13 protein-coding genes are annotated in these 17,787 nt (G+C 74.4%); 5 read left to right on the forward strand and 8 right to left on the reverse strand.

The window, feature by feature from the left end:
• Positions 1 to 10: 10 nt before the first annotated feature.
• Both ACFTWP_RS03985 and ACFTWP_RS03990 read right to left on the reverse strand, forming a co-directional pair.
• Positions 11 to 1,210 (reverse strand): hypothetical protein, encoded by a 1,200-nt coding sequence (locus ACFTWP_RS03985; protein WP_380262398.1) that lies wholly within the window; start codon positions 1,208 to 1,210, stop codon positions 11 to 13.
• Between the two features lie 480 nt (positions 1,211 to 1,690).
• A complete protein-coding gene (locus ACFTWP_RS03990) occupies positions 1,691 to 3,067 on the reverse strand; it encodes a transcriptional regulator (RefSeq protein ID WP_380262400.1) in 1,377 nt (458 codons plus the stop codon).
• A 307-nt stretch (positions 3,068 to 3,374) separates the two neighbouring features.
• On the opposite strand from ACFTWP_RS03990, the gene ACFTWP_RS03995 reads away from it, so the two are divergent.
• Complete coding sequence (locus ACFTWP_RS03995) at positions 3,375 to 4,091, forward strand: bifunctional DNA primase/polymerase (RefSeq protein WP_380262402.1); 717 nt, start codon at positions 3,375 to 3,377, stop codon at positions 4,089 to 4,091.
• A 710-nt stretch (positions 4,092 to 4,801) separates the two neighbouring features.
• Here the strand turns inward: ACFTWP_RS03995 and ACFTWP_RS04000 are convergent.
• A complete protein-coding gene (locus tag ACFTWP_RS04000; protein ID WP_380262404.1) occupies positions 4,802 to 5,494 on the reverse strand; it encodes a metal-dependent transcriptional regulator in 693 nt (230 codons plus the stop codon).
• A 220-nt stretch (positions 5,495 to 5,714) separates the two neighbouring features.
• Between ACFTWP_RS04000 and ACFTWP_RS04005 the strand changes: the two genes are divergently transcribed.
• The 4 genes from ACFTWP_RS04005 (at position 5,715) to ACFTWP_RS04020 (ending at position 9,196) form a co-directional block, all read left to right on the forward strand.
• Positions 5,715 to 6,464: a sugar isomerase domain-containing protein gene (locus tag ACFTWP_RS04005; RefSeq protein WP_380262406.1), complete on the forward strand. Its 750-nt coding sequence runs from the start codon at positions 5,715 to 5,717 to the stop codon at positions 6,462 to 6,464.
• A 188-nt stretch (positions 6,465 to 6,652) separates the two neighbouring features.
• The gene (locus ACFTWP_RS04010) at positions 6,653 to 7,573 is read left to right on the forward strand and encodes a DUF4231 domain-containing protein (protein ID WP_380262408.1); all 921 of its coding nucleotides are present in this window, start codon (positions 6,653 to 6,655) and stop codon (positions 7,571 to 7,573) included.
• Positions 7,574 to 7,667: 94 nt separating this feature from the next.
• Positions 7,668 to 8,534 (forward strand): alpha/beta fold hydrolase, encoded by an 867-nt coding sequence (locus tag ACFTWP_RS04015; RefSeq protein ID WP_380262410.1) that lies wholly within the window; start codon positions 7,668 to 7,670, stop codon positions 8,532 to 8,534.
• A gap of 89 nt (positions 8,535 to 8,623) precedes the next feature.
• Positions 8,624 to 9,196, forward strand: coding sequence for a helix-turn-helix domain-containing protein (locus ACFTWP_RS04020; protein ID WP_380262412.1), 573 nt, complete (start codon positions 8,624 to 8,626; stop codon positions 9,194 to 9,196).
• A 58-nt stretch (positions 9,197 to 9,254) separates the two neighbouring features.
• Here ACFTWP_RS04020 and ACFTWP_RS04025 read toward each other — a convergent pair whose 3' ends face one another.
• From ACFTWP_RS04025 to ACFTWP_RS04045, 5 genes are all read right to left on the reverse strand, one after another.
• Positions 9,255 to 10,142, reverse strand: coding sequence for a dihydrodipicolinate synthase family protein (locus ACFTWP_RS04025; RefSeq protein WP_380262414.1), 888 nt, complete (start codon positions 10,140 to 10,142; stop codon positions 9,255 to 9,257).
• A 1-nt stretch (position 10,143) separates the two neighbouring features.
• Positions 10,144 to 10,935 carry an aldolase gene (locus ACFTWP_RS04030; RefSeq protein ID WP_380262416.1) on the reverse strand — a complete coding sequence of 264 codons (792 nt, stop codon included), beginning with the start codon at positions 10,933 to 10,935 and terminating at the stop codon, positions 10,144 to 10,146.
• Between the two features lie 325 nt (positions 10,936 to 11,260).
• The gene (locus ACFTWP_RS04035; RefSeq protein WP_380262418.1) at positions 11,261 to 12,235 is read right to left on the reverse strand and encodes a 2-hydroxyacid dehydrogenase; all 975 of its coding nucleotides are present in this window, start codon (positions 12,233 to 12,235) and stop codon (positions 11,261 to 11,263) included.
• Between the two features lie 98 nt (positions 12,236 to 12,333).
• Positions 12,334 to 16,323: an FxSxx-COOH system tetratricopeptide repeat protein gene (fxsT, locus tag ACFTWP_RS04040; RefSeq protein ID WP_380262420.1), complete on the reverse strand. Its 3,990-nt coding sequence runs from the start codon at positions 16,321 to 16,323 to the stop codon at positions 12,334 to 12,336.
• Positions 16,320 to 17,687 (reverse strand): TIR-like protein FxsC, encoded by a 1,368-nt coding sequence (locus tag ACFTWP_RS04045; protein WP_380262422.1) that lies wholly within the window; start codon positions 17,685 to 17,687, stop codon positions 16,320 to 16,322. Before ACFTWP_RS04045 ends, fxsT begins: the two co-directional genes overlap by 4 nt.
• Positions 17,688 to 17,787: the final 100 nt, after the last annotated feature.

A 17,787-nucleotide genomic window follows, 5' to 3' on the forward strand; every position in this document is an offset into this window, starting at 1 on the left:
GCCCCCGGCCCTAGAGGTCGCCGTCGCCCTTGGTCGGCAGGCCGGCCTGGCCCGCGATGGCGTTCCACAGCGCGGCGGCCTGCTTCTTCGCCGAGGTGGCGCTGCCACTGGCCTGCACCGCGGCGCGGTAGTGCGGATTGTCCTGCTTCTTCGGGTCGCAGGCCGCCTGTGCGTCCCCGGCCCAGGCCGCGTACTCGGTGTCGGCGGTGGCCGAGGCGCCCCAGGCCTGGTTGAGCTGTTCGACCAGCTGCGGGCCGGTGGCCAGCTTGTCCGTCTTCAGCGCCGCCAGCTTCGTCTTGAGGTCGTTGCGCTGGCCGGCCGCCGCGGCCAGGGCCTGCTGCGACTCGGGGAGCTTGTCGCACTTCTGGACGGAGGCGACCGCGCCGATCACCGCCTGGCGGCTGTCGTTGGCGGTGCCCAGCAGGTCGGACAGCGCCTTCGCCTGCTCCTTCGCCTCCGGGGTCAGCGCCCCGGCGGTGGCCGCCGCGCTGCCGGAGCCCGCGGCGCTGCTGTCGGCCGCCACCGGCGTGCCCGGGCTGCGGCCCTTGTCGGCGGTGTCGCCGCCGCTCATCAGCACCGCGACCAGGATCCCGGCGGCGGCGCAGCCGGCCACCACCCCGCCGATGATCAGCTTCGAGGACGGCCGGCGGCCGCCCGCGCCGGGCGAGGAGTAGGCGGTCGGGTACGCCGGCTCGGCCTGGGCGGGGTAGCCGGACCCGGCCGGCGCGGCGGGAGCGGCGGGCGGGTACCCGGCCTGCTGGTAGCCGTGCTCGGTCGGCGCGTAGCCAGGGTCGGGGGCGCCGTAGGCCGCCGGCGCGGGCGGGTAGGCCTGCGCGCCGCCCTGGGCCGGGTAGCCGCCGCCCTGCGGGTCCGCGGTGGGGTAGGGCGGCAGGTACTGGGTCTCGGGGGCGGGCACGCCCGGCGCGGCGGCCTGCTGCGGCGCGTACTGCTGCTGGCCGCCCCAGGACCCGCCGGGGGCCGGTGCGGCCTGGCCCTGGCCGCCGCCCAGGTACTCGGGCTGGCCGGGCTGCTGCGGCAGGCCGGGCTGCCCCTGCGGGCCGGGCTGCTGACCCGGCTGGCCCGGCTGCTGACCGGCCGGCTGGCCCTGCTGCTGCCCCTGCTGCTGACCGGTCTGCTGGCCGGGCTCCGGCCGGAAGAGGTCATCCAGATTGAAGTCACCGGAGTTGGGGTACGAGCGGCGCTGGTTCAACGCGATTCCTCACCTGTGCGTGACTCCGGGCACGCCGGGACAGCCGACAGCGACCGCGCGGCCGGCGGCCACCCGTGCCCTGTCTCCCGTACGCGCACCCGGGCCTTCCTCGGTTGTTCCGCGCCCTCGTTGACGGCGGACCACATCTGGGCGGTTCTCCTGGGCGTCAATTGCCCGTGAACATCGGGCCCACGGTACCGGGTCACCCGGACGGGTGACTATCGGGAGTGCCGTCCGTCGATGTGCCGCCACCGACACGAGGCAGGTCGGGCCGGTGCGGGCGGCCGTTCGCCCCCGCCGGGAGTGCGCCGGCGCCGGCCCCCGGGGGCGGGACCACGGGCCCGGTCACGCACCGCCGGCCCCGGCGCACGCGGCGCTCGGGGCCAAGGTGGGGCCGCTCCGGCGGGCCCGGCCCGCCGGGCGTGCCGGTGACGGTCGGCCGCGCCCGGCCCGGAGGTGCGCCCCGGGCCCGGCGGACGCTCAGGCCGCCTCGGCCTCCGCCCTGGCCTGGAACTCGCGGACCACCCGGTGCTCCCGGTACGGCTCCAGCCGGCGGCGGAACTCGTCCAGGTACTCCACACCCCGGTTCGAGCGCAGCCCGCTGAGCAGCCGAACCGCCTGGGTGCCCGTCTCGCAGGCCCGTTCGACCTCGCGCTGCTGCAACTGGGCCGTCGCCAGCAGGACGAGGTCCACCGCGCGCCGCCGCACCCGGGTGGGCGGGTGCAGGTCGAGCGCCCGGCGGGCGTACCGCTCGGCCTGCCCGGCCTGCTCCAGGTCCCGGTGACAGTGCGCCAGTTCGTCCGCGAGGTAGGCGTCGTCGAAGTGGACGATCCAGTCCGGGTCGTCCTCGGGGTTGCGGCGCTCCATCGCCGCCAGCGCCTTGGCCGCCACCGCCTCGCAGGCCCGGGCGTCGCCGAGCAGGGCGTGGCCGCGGGCCTCGGCCGCGTAGAACATCGCCATCGCGGTCGGGGTGGCGACCGAACGGGCCCCCTCCTGGGCGGCGCGGGCGAGTTGGGCGATCTCCCGCGGGTTGCCGAGGGTGGCCGCGAGGTGGCTCATCGAGGCGGCCAGCACGTAGCCGCCGTAGCCGCGGTCGTCGGCGGCCTGGGCGAGCCGCAGGGCCTGGATGTAGTACCGCTGGGCGAGGCCGGGCTGCCCGGTGTCGACCGCCATGTAGCCGGCCAGCTCGGTCAGTCGGGCGACCGCAGCGAAGAGCTGGCGGCCGGTCTCGTCCCGGTACCCGCCGCTGAGCAGGCCGGAGACGACGCTGTTGAGGTAGTGCACGACGACCGGGCGGACGTGCCCGCTGCCGAAGCGGTGGTCGAGGTCGACCAGCATCTGGGTGGTGGCCTTGATCGCCGCGACGTCGGACGGGCCGACCCGGACGGCTCCGCTGCGGGCGACCACCGGGTCGGGCGGTGTGATCAGCCAGTCCCGGCTGGGCTCCACCAGCGCCGAGGCGGCCACCGTGGCACCGGTCAGGAAGTCCCGCCGGCCGACGTCGCTGCGCCACAACTCGCAGACCTGCTCCAGGGCGCCGCTGAGCGTCGCCGAGAACTGCAGCCCGATGGCGGAGCTGAGGTTCTTGCCGTCGGCCATCCCGATCTCCTCGACGGAGACCCCGCGGCCGAGTTTGCGGCCGATCGCCTCGGCGATCACGGCGGGCGCCTGGCCGCGCGGTTGCTGGCCGCGCAGCCAGCGGGCGACCGAGGTCTTGTCGTACCGCAGGTCGAGGCCGTGCTCGGCGCCGCACAGGTTCACCCGCCGGGCGAGGCCCGCGTTCGAACAGCTCGCCTCCTGGATGAGTTGCTGCAGGCGCTCGTTGGGCTGTCGTGCGACAAGTGGTCTCGCGGCCATGGGCTTCGCCTCCCCAACGCCCTCCGGTCCCGGCCGGCGGACGACGATTCTGCTGATCTGTTGCCGACTGTCCGACGGTCCAAGGAATCTGACACCAGGTTAGCGATCAGCAACGCCAGCGGGATACCCACGGTGACCGTGCTCACCCCCCGCGCGCCCGGGACAATGCCCCCGTGCGCCCCCACTGCGCCCGGCCCGCCGCAGCTCCGGAGGGGAGCCGTCACCGTTTCGGGTGACATTGCGGCCCGATCGCAGGCCGCCCCCCGCCGGGCCGTAACCAGCCTCACGGACGGTAGTTGAGCAGCGCGTGGAAGACACCCCAGGAGCCCCCGAGCAGGGCAGCAGCAGCGAGCTGCCCCCACTGCTCATCGAAGCCGTCAGCTACGCCGAGGACCGCCACTGGGAGGTCGCCCAGGGCGCCTGGCTGATCGACGGCGACGGACCGGCCCGCTGCTCGTGCGGCGACCCGCGCTGCGCCGCCCCCGGCGCGCACCCGATCGGCGACGACTGGCGCGGCAAGGCCAGCGCGGGCCCGGGTGTGGTGCGCCGGTGGTGGACCGAGAACCCGCAGGCGTCGATCCTGCTGCCGACCGGGCGCTCCTTCGACGTGCTGGACGTGCCGGAGGTGGCCGGCTGCCTGGCGCTGGCCCGGATGGAGCGGATGGGCCTGCAGCTCGGCCCGGTGGTGGCGGTGCCCGCCGCGGCCGGCCAGGTCGGCCGGCGGCTGCTCTTCCTGGTCCTGCCCGGCGTGCTGGCCAAGCTCCCGGGGATGCTCCGGATGCTGGGCTGGGCACCGGGCAGGCTCGACCTGGTGGCCCGCGGCGAGGGCGACTGGATCGTCGCCCCGCCCTCGCGGGTCGGCCCGTACAGCTTCGCCCAGTGGGCCCGGCCGCCGTCCTCCGCCAACCGCTGGCTGCTGCCGGACGCCGCCGAGCTGATCAACCCGCTGGCGTACGCCTGCGGCCGTGAGGCCCCCGCGGTGGCGGCCCGGCCGAGCCGGCCGGTGGTGCACCAGCATTCCTGAGGCACCCGTCCGGGTGCACCGCCCCACCCCGTGAACTGCCGCCCTACTCCTATCGGGTGAGGGCGGGCGCCGCGCGACACCCCGCGCGCGAGTGGCGGGCCCCTTCTCCCACCGGAGTCGGGGCCCGTCAGACGCATGTTCGGCCAAAAGACCGGTGTACCCGCTGGTCACAGGCGAAAGCCCCTCGTACGAGTGACAACGCTCAAGGATTGCCGGGATCTGCCGAGGGGAGGATTTCCTCCGAGAGGGGACGCCGCCGGACGGAAGGGAGCAGCGGGCCGGGACTCAGGGCCGAGAGTGAGGGAGCCGCACGGGGAAGCGGATCGGGGAACAGTCGGGAGGGGCGCTCGGACGGGGAAGCCGGGCGCGGCGACCGGGGGGCCGGGGGGAACCGGGTGGGGACACGGGGGGCCGGTGGGGGGCGTGGCACCGGCCGGGCTCGGGGTGGCCTGGTGGCACGGGACAGGGGGGCAGGAGGGGACGGGAGGGACGGGGTGGGAGCGCGGGGCCCGGTACGTGGGGACGTACCGGGCCACCGCGCTGCTCCGGCCCACGGCGGGCGACACCCCACGGCGACGGAGGCCTCACGGCGTTCGGCGTCCCACGGCAGCCGGCCCCGTGACCGCGCGGGCCGGGCCGGACGTCGGGAGGCGGACATGCCGAAGCACCCGGGCCGGTCACCCGCCCGGGCGGCAGTACGGCGGGCCGTACTACGCCAGGGCGACGAACACGTGCGCCGCGATCTCCTTGCCCAGCTCGGCCGCGTCGGCACCGCTGCCCACCAGGACGCCGCCGGCGCCGACGGCCACCTGCACGGTCGCGCCCGGGCGGATGCCGGCCCGACGCAGCGTGCGCATCAGGTCGCCGTCGGTCTGGATCGGCTCGCCGATCCGGCGCACGACCACGCTGGCCCCGCCGTCACCGGGCCGCAGCGCGTCCAGGGTGACGAGGGCGGCGTCGAAGCCCTCCCCCTCCGCCTTGGTGTCGCCGAGCTCGTCCAGGCCCGGGATCGGGTTGCCGTACGGGGACTGGGTGGGGTGGCCGAGCATGGCGAGCACCTTGCGCTCGACCGTCTCGCTCATCACGTGCTCCCAGCGACAGGCCTCCTCGTGCACCTGCTCCCACTCCAGGCCGATCACGTCGACCAGCAGGCACTCGGCGATGCGGTGCTTGCGCATCACCCGGACGGCGAGCCGACGGCCCTCCTCGGTGAGTTCGAGGTGCCGGTCGCCGGCGACCTGCAGCAGGCCGTCCCGCTCCATCCGGCCGACGGTCTGACTGACGGTGGGGCCGCTCTGCTCCAGGCGCTCGGCGATCCGGGCGCGCATCGGGGTGATGCCTTCTTCCTCCAGCTCCAGAATGGTGCGAAGGTACATCTCGGTCGTGTCGATCAGCCCAGACATCGCCGCTGGCTCCGTTCCTCGGTGTCCTCACCGCCAATTCTGACGTACGGCAATGACAACCGGGCCCACCCGAGGTTGTTCCCGGCCGGTTTTCGTCCCTGTTGACAGCCGGCGCCCCCAGGCACCACGGTGCTCGCCGTAGCTTTCTCCACTGGCGGTCTGGACCACCCGGCCGCCCCAGCGGCCGGGCGCCCCCACCCGGCAGAGAGCGCAGGCCCCGATGAGTGACCTGGTCGGACAGTACTTCGACGCCGCGATCAGCCACCTGCAGCGGGTCCGGGCCGAGGAGGCGGACAACATCGAGCGCGCCGCGGAACTGCTCGCGGACGCCCTCTCCGGCGGTCGGCGGGTCTTCACCTACGGCGCCGGACACTCCTCGCTGGCCGCCCAGGACGTGGTGTACCGGGCCGGCGGCCTCGTCCCGGTGAACCTGCTGGACGTCCCCGGCATGGCCGGCGTCACGGTGCGCCCGGCCCCGCTCGCCAGCGCGCTGGAGCGGGTCTCCGGCCTGGCCACCACGACGCTGGACCACACCCCGGCCCGGGCCGGCGACCTGCTCTTCGTCATCTCGCTCTCCGGGCGCCAGGTGATGCCGGTCGAGCTGGCCGCGCACGCCCGCTCGCGGGGCCTGCACGTGATCGGCCTGACCTCGCTGGCCTACCCGGCCGAGGTCAGCTCGCAGCACCCGTCCGGGACGTACCTCAAGGACCACTGCGACGTGGTGCTGGACAACAAGATCGCGGTCGGCGACGGCGAGCTCACCCACCCGGGTGCGGCGACCACCTTCGGGCCGGTCTCCACCATCGTGACCAGCGCGCTGATGCAGGCGGTGGTCGCCTCCGCGGTCGGCCGGCTCGCGGACCGGGGCATCGAGCCGCCGCTGTTCCGCTCCGGCAACGTCGACGGCGGGACGGAGTGGAACGCCAAGCTGATGGCGGACAACGCGGACCGGATCTTCTACACCTTCTGAGCCCCGCGGCCGGGCGCGCGACGGCGGCGGAGGGAGCCACCGGCGCACCTCCCGGCCGGGCCGGGACCGCCGGGCCGGTCTGAGACAACCTTCGGGGCTTCTTGGCCATCCCCGGGCGGAGCCGGGCGTACCGGCCGCCGGAGCGGGCATGACGGCCCTGCGACCTGAGCGACGGGTGGGGGCCGAGCATGGCGACGGGGGCGGGTTCGATGGGGCGGGTCCGTGAGCACGAGCTGCTGCCCGAGCTGTTCTGGGCCGCCGACTCCGCCTCCCAGCAGGGCCAGCGGCGCTCGGTGGCGCTGGCCCGCTGGGAACTGCTGCTGCTGGTCGCGGCCGCCGCGGCCGGCTCCGCCGACGGCTCGCTGTGGGCCTGGGCGGCGGCGCTGGCCTACCTCGGCGCGATCTGCTTCGCGGTGATCACCGGCCGGCAGAACCCGCAGGGCCTCTGGTACGAGGGCCGGGCCGCCGCGGAGTCGGTCAAGACGCTGGCCTGGAAGTTCGCCGTCCGGGCCGACGCCTACCAGCCGCCGCCCACCACCCTGCCGGACGCCGAGGGCCTCTACCGCTTCCAGCTCACCCGGGTCCTGCACGCCTTCCGGAACAGCCGCGCGGTGCGCGAGGAGGCCACCGCCGAGGTCACCGAGGCGATGCGCGGCCTGCGCGAGCAGCCGCTGACCGTGCGCCGCGAGGTCTACCTGCAGGAGCGGGTGAAGGTCCAGCACGACTGGTACGCCGCCAAGGCCCGCCGGTGCGCCCGGGCCGGGTTCTGGACGGGCGTGCTGGGCATCGTGCTGCCGGCCCTCGGGCTGGTCCTCGCCGTGCTGCGGGCGCTGGACGGCTTCGGCTACGACGCGCTGGGCACCGTCTCGGCCGTCGCCGCCTCGGTGGCGGCCTGGGCGCAGCTGCGCCAGTACCGGCCGCTGGCCGCCGCGTACGCGCTGGCCGCCGACGAACTGGAACTGATCCGCCGCCAGTTGACCCAGCTGGACGTGCGCTCGCCGGACGCCGAGGAGCTCTGGGCCCGGCTCGCCAGGGACGCCGAGGACGCGGTCTCCCGCGAGCACACCACCTGGCAGGCACGCCGGGAGGTGCGCGGCCACGAGCACTGAGCCCGGCCGGCCGCGGGACGCGGGCGACCCGGCGCACGAACCGGTGGAACGCACCGGCGAAGGACCCGACACCCTGACTACGGAAGGATCCCGCGTGGCGTCACGCGTGGTGAAGACGGCGGACGGCCGCACGCTGGCGGTGGAGACCCTCGGCGACCCCCGCGGGCGCCCGGTGTTCCTGCTGCACGGCACCCCCGGCAGCCGCTCGGGCCCGGCTCCGCGCAGCACCGTGCTGTACCGCCTGGGAGTGCGGCTGATCGCCTTCGACCGGCCCGGCTACGGCGACTCCGACCGGCTGCCGGGCCGACGGGTCTCGGCGGCGGCCGTGGACGTGCGCACCATCGCGGACGAGTTCGGGCTGGCCGAGTTCGCCGTGCTGGGCCGCTCCGGCGGCGCGCCGCACGCGCTGGCCTGCGCCGCCCTGCTGCCCGACCGGGTGAGCCGGGTGGCCGCGCTGGTCAGCCTCGCCCCCCGGGACGCGGCCGGCCTGGACTGGTACGCGGGGATGACCCCCTCCAACGTGCACGCGTACCGGGAGGCCGAGCGCGGGCACCACCGGATCGTCGACAGCATGCAGTTCAGGTCCCGCCAGATCAAGGACGACCCGGTCCGGCTGCTCAAGGGCCTGGCCCCCGAACTGCCCGCCACGGACCGGACGGTGGTCGGCGACGCGGGGATCCGCCACATGCTCCAGAGCACCTACCGGGAGGCGTTCCGGCACAACGCCGACGGCTGGATCGACGACGTGCTGGCGTTCACCGCCGACTGGGGCTTCAAGGTCGAGGACGTCGCCGTGCCGGCCTGGCTCTGGCACGGCGCCGACGACCAGTTCTCCCCGGTCGAGCACTCCCGCTGGCTGGCCGACCGGATCCCCGGGGCGAGCCTCTTCCTGGAGCCCGGCGCCGCGCACTTCGGCGCCTTCCGGGTGATGACCGCCGCCCTGAAGTGGGCGGCCGGCTGAGCGGCCGCCCGGGCCCCCGCGGGCGGCCCGCCCCGGGCCCGCCGGGTGGAATACTCGGTCCCCGGAACGTTCCAGGTGAGGGGTGCCGCATGACCAGCCGTCTGAGGGTGCTGAGGAAGCAGAACCGCCTCAGCCTGGACGCTCTCGCCGAGCAGGTCGGGGTGACCAAGAGCTACCTGTCCAAGGTCGAGCGCGGCCTGAGCGTGCCCTCGATCTCGACCGCGCTCAAGCTGGCCCGGGCCCTGCGGGTCGACGTCGGGCGGCTCTTCTCCGAGGAGGTCGAACCCGAACTGGTCACCGTGGTGCGGGCCGGGGAGCGGACCCCGATCGGCACCGACACCGCCGGCGGGCCGCAGTACGAGGGGATCGCGACCGGGCTGAGCGGCAAGCGGATGGTGCCGTTCGTGATGTACCCGCCCGAGGACCCGGCCGGCTCGCCGTACAAGTCGCACGCGGGCGAGGAGTTCTTCTTCGTCCACGCGGGCGAGGTCGAGCTGGAGTTCCCGGAGCGGACCATCACCCTCGGCACCGGTGACAGCGTGTACTTCAACGCCGGTCTGCCGCACCGCTCGCGGCGGCTGGGGCCGACGCCCGCCACCGTCCTGATCGTGATCCACGACGATCCCGGGCAGCCCGCCGACCGGGTCCCGGCGCTGCCCTGAGCCGGGCCCGGACGGCGGCGTGTCCGGTGGATGGGTGTCCGGTGGGGTGCCCGGCGGTTCAGCGCGCGGCCGCCAGCAGCTCCGCGAGCTCCCCGGTCCGGCCCGCGTCCAGGGGGAGCAGCGGCTGCCGGGGATCACCGACCGGGAACCCGTCCAGCGCCAGGCCCGCCTTGACGGTGGTGGGCAGGCCGCCCTTCAGGATGAACTGCAGGACGGGCAGCTGGCGGTAGAACGCCGCCCGGGCCGCCGGCAGGTCCCCGGCCCGGACCGCGCGGTAGAGCTCCAGGGCCAGCTCCGGGATCAGGCAGGGCGCCGCCGTGCACCAGCCGGCCGCCCCGGCCGCGAAGGCCTCCAGCGCCAGCGGGTTGCTGCCGTTGTAGAACGGCAGCCGGCCCTCGGAGAGTTGGGCGAGGCGGTGCATCCGCTGCACGTCGCCGCTGCTCTCCTTGACCATGGTGATGTTGTCGACCCGCTCCACCAGGGAGACCATCAGCTCGGGTGACAGGTCGATCCCGCTGGTGGCCGGGTTGTTGTAGATCATCACCGGGATGCCGACCGCGTCCGCGACGGTGCTGAAGTGCCGGACCACCTCGCGTTCGTCGAGCTTCCAGTAGGACAGCGGCAGCACCATCACCACGTCGGCCCCGGCGCGTTCGGCGAACCGCGCCCGGCGGACGGCGCTGCGGGTGGTGAGGTCCGCGACCCCGACCACCGTCGGCACCCGGCCGGCCACCGCGGCGACCGACGCCTCGGCGGCCTCGTACCACTCCTCGTCGTCCAGGTAGGCGCTCTCGCCGGTGGAGCCGAGCGGGGCGACGGCGTGGCAGCCGGCCCCGACCAGGCGGTCGACCAGGGCGGCCAGCCGCCCGGTGTCCACCCGGCCGTCGGCCGCCGCGAACGGCGTCACCGGGTAGGCGATGATTCCTTCGAGTACGGTCCCGGTCATCTCAGGCACCTCCGGTGAGACAGTCCTGGTGGGTGGTCAGCGCCCGGCGGGCGTAGTAGGAGAACGCGGCCTGGTCGCGCCGGGGCGTCGAGATCCAGTCGTGCGCCTCGCGGGCGAGCGCGTCGGGGATCTCCCGGACGGTTCCGGCCGACATCGCCAGCAGCTGGAGCTTCGCGGCGCGCTCGATCAGCACCGCCAGCGAGCAGGCCTCCTCGACCGACGCCCCGGCCACCAGCTGGCCGTGGTGGGCCATCAGCAGTGCGCGCTTGTCGCCGAGGGCCGCCGAGATGAGTTCGCCCTCCTCGTTGCCGACCGGGATGCCCGGCCAGAGCGGGAGGAACGCGCAGTCGTCGTAGAGAGGGCACAGGTCCATCTGGGACACCACCAGCGGCACCTCCAGCATCGACAGTGCCGCGATGTGCAGGGGGTGGGTGTGGATGATGCAGTTCACGTCCGGCCGGGCCCGGTACACCCAGCTGTGGAACCGGTTGGCCGGGTTCGCCATCCCGCTGCCTTCGAGGACGTCGAGGTCCTCGTCCACCAGGAGCAGGTTGTCCGCGGTGATCTCGTCGAAGCCCAGCCCGAGGCGCTGGGTCCAGTACGTCCCGGGCCGTTCGGCCCGAGCGGTGATCTGGCCGGCCAGCCCGGAGTCGTGGCCGGCGTCGAACAGGATCCGACAGGTGAGTGCCACCTTCTGCCGGATGGTCCAGTCGCTGTCGGGGATCGCGGAGCCCATCCGGCGGTGGGCGAGATCCACCAGCTCCTGTTTCGTCGCACCGAACGTCTCTGCCACGGAAGGGCCTCCTTGGAACCGGGCGGTCACGGGAAACGGCCTGGCGGGGGGCGATCACCCCCGCTAGGACACAACGTTGACATTAGGACACCTTGTGTCCTTTGTCGATCCCGAAAGCACGCGGGCGTACGGGCGCAGCCCGCGGAAGGCCCTGGCGGGGCGGGCGCGGGGCGGGAGGGGAGGGCCCGGGACGCGGGAGGGGAAGGCCCGGCGGGGAGGTCGGGCGGGGACGCGGCGGGAAGCGCGAGCAGGCAGGCCGGCGCCCCGCCTCACCGGCTCACGGCCACCAAGCGGCGTCGGGGGCGGTACGCAGGGGAATCCGGTCTCAGCGCGGCGTCACCGGCGTCACCGGCTCGCCGCCGGCCAGCACGGCGAGGACGTTGTCCACGGCCAGGCCGCCCATCGCCTGCCGGGTGCGGACGGTGGAGCTGCCCAGGTGCGGCACCAGGACGGCCCGCTCCTGGGCCAGCAGCTCGGCCGGCACCGCGGGCTCGTGCTCGAAGTTGTCCACCGCGGCGGCGAACAGCGCGCCGGACTCCAGTGCGGCGGCCAGCGCGAGCTCGTCGACCACCCCGGCGGTCATGCTGACCACCACGGCGCCGGCGGGGAGCAGGGCCAGCCGGTCGGCGTCCAGCAGGTGCCGGGTGCCGTCCGTCAGCGGGCAGGTGACCACCAGCACGGTGGACTGCGCGAGCAGCTCCTCCAGCGGCAGCCAGCGGGGTCCGCCGTCCGGGCCGGCCGCCGGGAGCGGGGTGCGGTTGTGGTAGCTGACGGGCATGTCGAAGGCCGCCGCCCGGCGGGCCACCGCCTGCCCGATCCGGCCCATGCCGAGGACACCCAGCGGGGTGCCGGCCAGCTCCGTGCCGAGCATGAAGGTGGGAGCCCAGGCCCAGGGCCGCCCCGAACGCAGCAGCCGCTCGCCCTCGCCGAGCCGCCTGGTGGCGGCCAGCAGTAGGGCCCAGGCCATGTCGGCGGTGGCGGCGGTGAGCACGCCGGGGGTGTTGCTGACCAGCACGCCGCGGGCGGCGCAGGCGGCCACGTCGATGTTGTGCGTCCCCACCGCGTGGTTGGCGACGATGCGCAGGCCGGGCCCCGCCGCGTCCAGGAACTCGGCGTCCACCACGTCGTCCAGGGTGGTGATCACCGCCGACCGGCCGTGCACGGCCTTCAGCAGCTCCGCCCGGTCCATCGGCCGCTCGTCGTCGTGCAGGGTGACCTCGAAGGAGGGCGTCAGCCGCTCGATCACCCCGGGGGCGAGCCGGCGGGTGACCAGGACGGGGGGCAGGGGGCTGTCGCTCATCACGCCCGCAGCGTACCCGCCACGGTCCGGCGCGGGCCCCCGGCGGGGACTCGCAGCGGGCCGTGGCGGGCCGCGGCGGGCCGCGGCGGGACCGGGGCCTAGACGGGCTGCGGTTCGAGGTCGCGGTTGATCCGCTTCCAGCCGCGCGCGGAGACCGTGTTGGGGTGCTCCTCGCCGAGCTGGCGGATCAGCTCGGCGACCGCCCGGGCGCGCAGCTCGGCCGCCTGGGTGTGCCGGCCGGCCCCGCGCAGGGTGACCGCGAGGTTGGCCTCGCAGGCGATGGCGTCCGGGTGGCGCGGGCTGTAGCGGTTGCAGAGGCCGGTGTGGGCGGCCCGCTCCAGTGCCTCGGCCCGGTCGTACTGGCCGTCGTCGCCGTAGGCGTTGGCCAGGTTGATCATCGCGCTGAGGGTGTACGGGTGCTCGTTGCCGACCGTCCTGCGCAGCGCCTCGACGGTCTCCCGGCCGCGCGCGATGGCCTCCTGGGTCTCACCGCTGCCGCGCAGGTAGATGCCCAGGTTGTTGGCGCAGGCGAGGGTGAAGGGGTGCTCGGCGCCGAACAGCCGCCGGTGGCCGTCGTAGACGGTGACCGCGAGGTCGCGGGCGGCCTCCTTGTCGCCGGAGGCGCTGTAGTCGGCGGCCAGGTTGAGCGCGCAGGCGAGCGCGTCGGGGGCGTCGGCGCCGTACCGCTCCAGGTAGCGCTCGTAGGTCTCCTTGGTGATCCGGCGGGCCTCGGCCAGGCTGCCGGCCTTGCGCAGCGAGACGGCGAGCGACTTGGCGTTGCGCAGGTTCTCCGGGAGGTCGGGTTCGAGCACGTCCATGAGGTCGTTCATGACCTCCCGGGCGAGCTCCGCCGAGCCCTTGTAGTCGCCCAGTTCGCGCAGGTCCCGGGCGAGCGCGGACTTGGTGGAGAGCGTGTACGGGTGCTTGGGGCCGAGCACCGAGGTCCGGCGGTCCAGGGTCTCCTGGTCCAGGTCGCGGGCGGCCTCGCTGTCGCCGACCAGCCGGTAGTCGATCGCCAGGTTGTTCGCCATGGACAGCGTGCGCGGATTGTCGTCGCCGAACAACTCCCGGAACTGCTCCAGGATCTCGCGGTCCATGTCGAGCGCGGACTGGAACAGGCCGAGCGCCCGCCGGTCGGCCCCGAGCGAGCCGGCGGTCATCAGGGTGTACGGGTGGTGCTCGCCGAGCAGCCGCCGCTGGCGGGCCAGCGTGGACTCGTCCAGGGCCAACGCCTCGGCGTACGAGCCCTGCGAGCGCAGGACGTTGGCGAGCTGGAAGCGCAGCAGCAGGGTCTGCCGGTCGTCCTCGCCGAGCTTGCCCGTCCAGGCCTCGTCCAGGGCGTGTCCGAGGTCCCGGGCGCGCTCCAGCTCGCCGCGCTTCCAGAGGTAGCGGACCCGGTCGATGAGCAGCTGGCGGGTGTCGGGCTCGTCGCAGTTGTGCGCCCTGGACGGCGACAGGTGCGGCCAGATCTCGTCGAACGCCGGCCAGTTGGCCGGGTCGTCGGTGTCGCCGAGGACGGGCCGGGCGCCGGTGAGGATGCGGTGCACCTCGTGCACCGCGACCTCCTGGTCGTCCTCGGACATCTCCGAGCGGATCACCGCCTGGACGAGGCGGTGCACCTGGAAGCTGTTGCTGCCGGCGTCGACCTTGGCGAGCGCGTACCGGCCGATCGCCTGGATGACCTTGCCGAGCATGAACTTGTCGCTGAGGTCCTGGTCGTACTTCACCAGCGCGCGGATCATCTGGTCGCTGTAGAAGAGGTTCATCGAGATCGGCTCGGGCGCGAAGAACGCGCAGAGCTGCAGGAGCCGCACCGCCGCCGGGGACTGCACCCGCAGCCGGCCGATCGAGACGTTCCAGGTGGCGCCGACCGGCGTCGGGTAGTCGGTCGGTCGGGCGACCGCCAGGGCGCGGGCGGCCTCGGCCTGGAGCTGGGAGACGTAGGTGTCCACGGGGGTGCCGGTGGTGTCCAGCCAGGCGGCGGCGACCTCCACGGCGAGCGGCAGGTCGCCGACGGCTTCCGCGACCCGGTCGGCGTCGGTCCGCGACAGGCCGCGGGCCCGGCGGCAGAGGTGCTCGATGCTCTCGCCGCGGGTGAAGACGTCCACCTCCAGCGCCTCGGCGTGCCCGGACCAGGCCTGGTTGCGCGAGGTGACCAGGATGTGGCCGGAGCCGCCGGGGAAGAACCGGCGGATCTCGGACGGCTCGTCGGCGTTGTCGAAGATCAGCAGCCAGCGCGAGGTCGGGGTGCCGCGCCGCAGCGCCTCGCGGGCCGCCTCGGCCGCCTCGGTCACCGAGTCGCCGACCCGCAGGCCCAGCCGGCGGGCGAGCTCGGCCAGTGCGGGGGCGACCAGTTCGGTCTGCTCGGCGTCGATCCACCAGACCAGGTCGTAGTCGGACATGAACCGGTGCGCGTACTCCAGCGCGACCTGCGTCTTGCCGACGCCGCCGAGCCCGTACAGGGTCTGCGGGGTGGGCAGGACGGCGGCCATCCCGCCGCGCAGCTGGTTGCGCAGCTGCTCCAGCACCGTCGCGCGGCCGGTGAAGGACGGGTTGCGCGGCGGCACGTCCCAGACCTGCGGCTTGCTGCCCGGGAACCGCGGGCCGGTGCCGGGGGCCTCCTCCAGCGGGATGTCGCCGCGGCCGAGCGCGCGCAGCAGCGTCTGCACGGACTGCGCCTCGTCCCGGCCGACCAGGTCGACCGGGTTGCGGTTGCTGAACGGCGCGGTGAGGCGCACGTCGCCGACCCGGACCGGCACCAGCTGGCGCCGGGTGCCGGACGGGTCGGAACTGACCACGGACTCCCAGAGCGCGCGGGCCTGCGGCGACCGCAGGTAGGCGGGCGAGAGCACCGCGACCGTGCGGTACGCCGCGTCGATGCCGCGCTCGGTCTCGTGCCGCGGGTCCGATCCCGCGCTGAGGTCCCGCGGCAGCACCCGGAACCCGGCCCGGCTGAGGACCGACTCGATCCAGTCGGCCCACATCCGGTCCTCGGGCACGTAGGACAGGTAGAGGTCGGCGGGCACGGACGGGCGGCGCCGGGTGAAGGCGTCCACGTACCGCAGCCGGACCTCCTCGTCGACCGCCGGCAGCGAACCGACCCGGCCCTCGGTGAGCATGCCGGTGAGCCGCTCGCAGGCGGCCAGCATCGAGGTGGGGCTGCCGCCCTGGTCGCCGAAGGTGGCGAGGATCTCCTCGTAGGCGTAGAACGGCCGGTACGGGATCTCCACCGCACCCCAGTAGTGGGCCAGTTGGTCCCCGTCGAGGCCGGCGGGGAGGCCGTCGAAGCGGATCCGCGCGAGCGCCCGGCCGGCGTCCGCCTTCTCCTTCTCGCCCTCGTCGATGCGCATCGGCACCGGCAGGATCCGGATGCCGCGGTCCCGGTAGCGGTCGTGGATGTGCTGGGCGATCCGGGAGGCGCCGTCGATGGACTGGTCGCTGAGGGTGAAGCAGACCACCAGGTCGTCGGGCATCTGCACGGTGCAGATCTCGGCGATGTCGGACAGGCCGGTCCGGCTGTCGATCAGGACGTAGTCGTAGCGCTTGCGCATGTCGGCGCGGAGCGCGTCGAAGAACTGCCCCCCGTCGAAGCGGTCGTAGAAGATGTCCCAGTCGAGGCGGCCGACCGACTCGGAGTAGTCGCGGTTGAACTGGCCGGCCGAGAGGAAGTCGAGGCTGCCGCCGCTCGGGAAGAGCGGCCAGGCCAGCGAGAGGGCGTGCGGGTGCACCCGGGCGAAGTCGAGGTGCCAGTCGGGGGCGTGCTCGACCGGGCGCAGGGCCTCCTCCCGGTACTCGGCGATCAGGTCCATCATGCCGGTGGTGCCGGCCAGGGCCGCCTGGTCGATGAACGGGTGGAAGAACTTGGCGAGGCCCGGCGCCTCCAGGTCCCAGTCGACGGTGAGCACCCGGAAGCCGTTGGCGGCCAGGATCCAGGCGGTGTTGGCGAGCGCCATCGTCCGCCCGGTGCCGCCCTTGTAGGAGTAGAAGGTGACGATCCGGCCGTTGCGGTCCTCCTCCGCCTGCGGCTTGGGTCCTCTGGCCGCCTCGCGGCCCGCCACCCGGAGGTTCCTGGTCCGGCTCTCGCTCATGCGTGTCCTCCCCCGGGCTCGGCCCCGTCCTGAGGGCTGTCGCTGTCGGCACTGGCTGGGTGGTGGTCCGTGTCGGGTGCGAGGCCCGCGGCTTCGCGTCCGCGCCCGCCGCGGAACGCGTCGCGCAGGCTCGGCCGGGGCGCGGCGCTCTCGCCCGGCCCCGTTCTGGTCCGGTCCTCGAAGGCGTACTTGGCCTTCATCGCCGCTCTGGGCAGGGCGTCGTCGAAGTCCTCCAGGCTGGCCAGGCCGGTCGGCCCGGCGCCCAGTCCCTGGAAGCTGGGGCGGGCCACCCGGTGGGTGAGCCGCAGGGCCTGGTCGCTGAGCTCCCCGAACGGGCCCTCGTGCTCGACGCAGTCGGGGTCGTCCCGGTTCCACGGCTCCAGCACGCCGACCCAGGCGGCGTTGCTGCGGTCGAAGCGGCGGACCAGCTCGCGGCGCTGCTCGTCGCGCAGCGCCCAGCGGTCGAGCAGCAGCAGGCCGGGGGCGGTGGGCTGGCCGCCGCCGGTCAGCTCCTCGACCTCCTCGTCGAACTCGTGCACGCTCGGCTGGAACCCCAACTGCCGTGCCAGTCGGACCGCGTGCTCGGCCAGGGGCCGCTCCGCGGCCGGCCGGTAGGGGTGCCAGTCGGTGCGGCGGGTGCCGTAGTAGTCGGCGTTGCGGCCCGGCGGCAGTTCGGCCCGGTGGTAGGAGAGCACCGAGATCCGCAGCTGCTTGGTGGGCGCGGCCACGTTGAACGCGCTCGGCTGGGCCTGGAAGTCGAGCTTGCGCCCGACCGGGATCACGGTCTCCTCCGCCACCTCGACGATCCGCCGGGCCAGCCGGTGCACGGCCAGCTCGTAGGCGGACCGGAAGTAGCTGAGCTTCATCAGCGCGTAGAGGCCCTCGGCGGCGTAGTCGGGCCCGAAACTGGCGTGGTTGAACTGGAGTTGGCTGGCCACCTCGGGCAGCTTGTACTGGCCCATCGCCACCCACAGCACCGGGACGACGCCGCTGGTGCGCTCCGAGTCGCGGTTGGCGGGGTACACCGGCCGCTGGGTGAAGGAGTGCCACTCCTGGCCGCAGGCGACGCTGCTGAAGTAGCGCGGCGAGTACAGCGGTACGAACACCCGGCAGGCGGCGAGCTCCTGGGAGAGCCGGTCGGCCCACAGCTCGCCCTGGTGCATGCTCTCGTCCATGAACCCGACCGGCGCGCCGGCCGGCAGCGTGGTGAGCTGGAGCACCGCCTCGCAGAGGTCGCGGTAGAGCTGGCGGACCCAGTGGTTCGGGTCCCCGGCCCCGCGCGCGCCCGCCTTCGGCGTGTGGGCGTAGCTGAGGAAGAAGTAAGGACGGGACGCATCCTCGTCCCAGCCCCCAGGGTCGTACACACGCGCCTCCCCCTGGCCCGTCCACCACTGAACCCCCGCGGACGGGGGCTTCAGTGTAGGAACGACTTGCACTCCAATGGAATAGCGCAACGGGGTTGAT

Source organism: Kitasatospora sp. NPDC057015 (assembly GCF_042673745.1).
Classification (GTDB): Bacteria; Actinomycetota; Actinomycetes; order Streptomycetales; family Streptomycetaceae; genus Kitasatospora.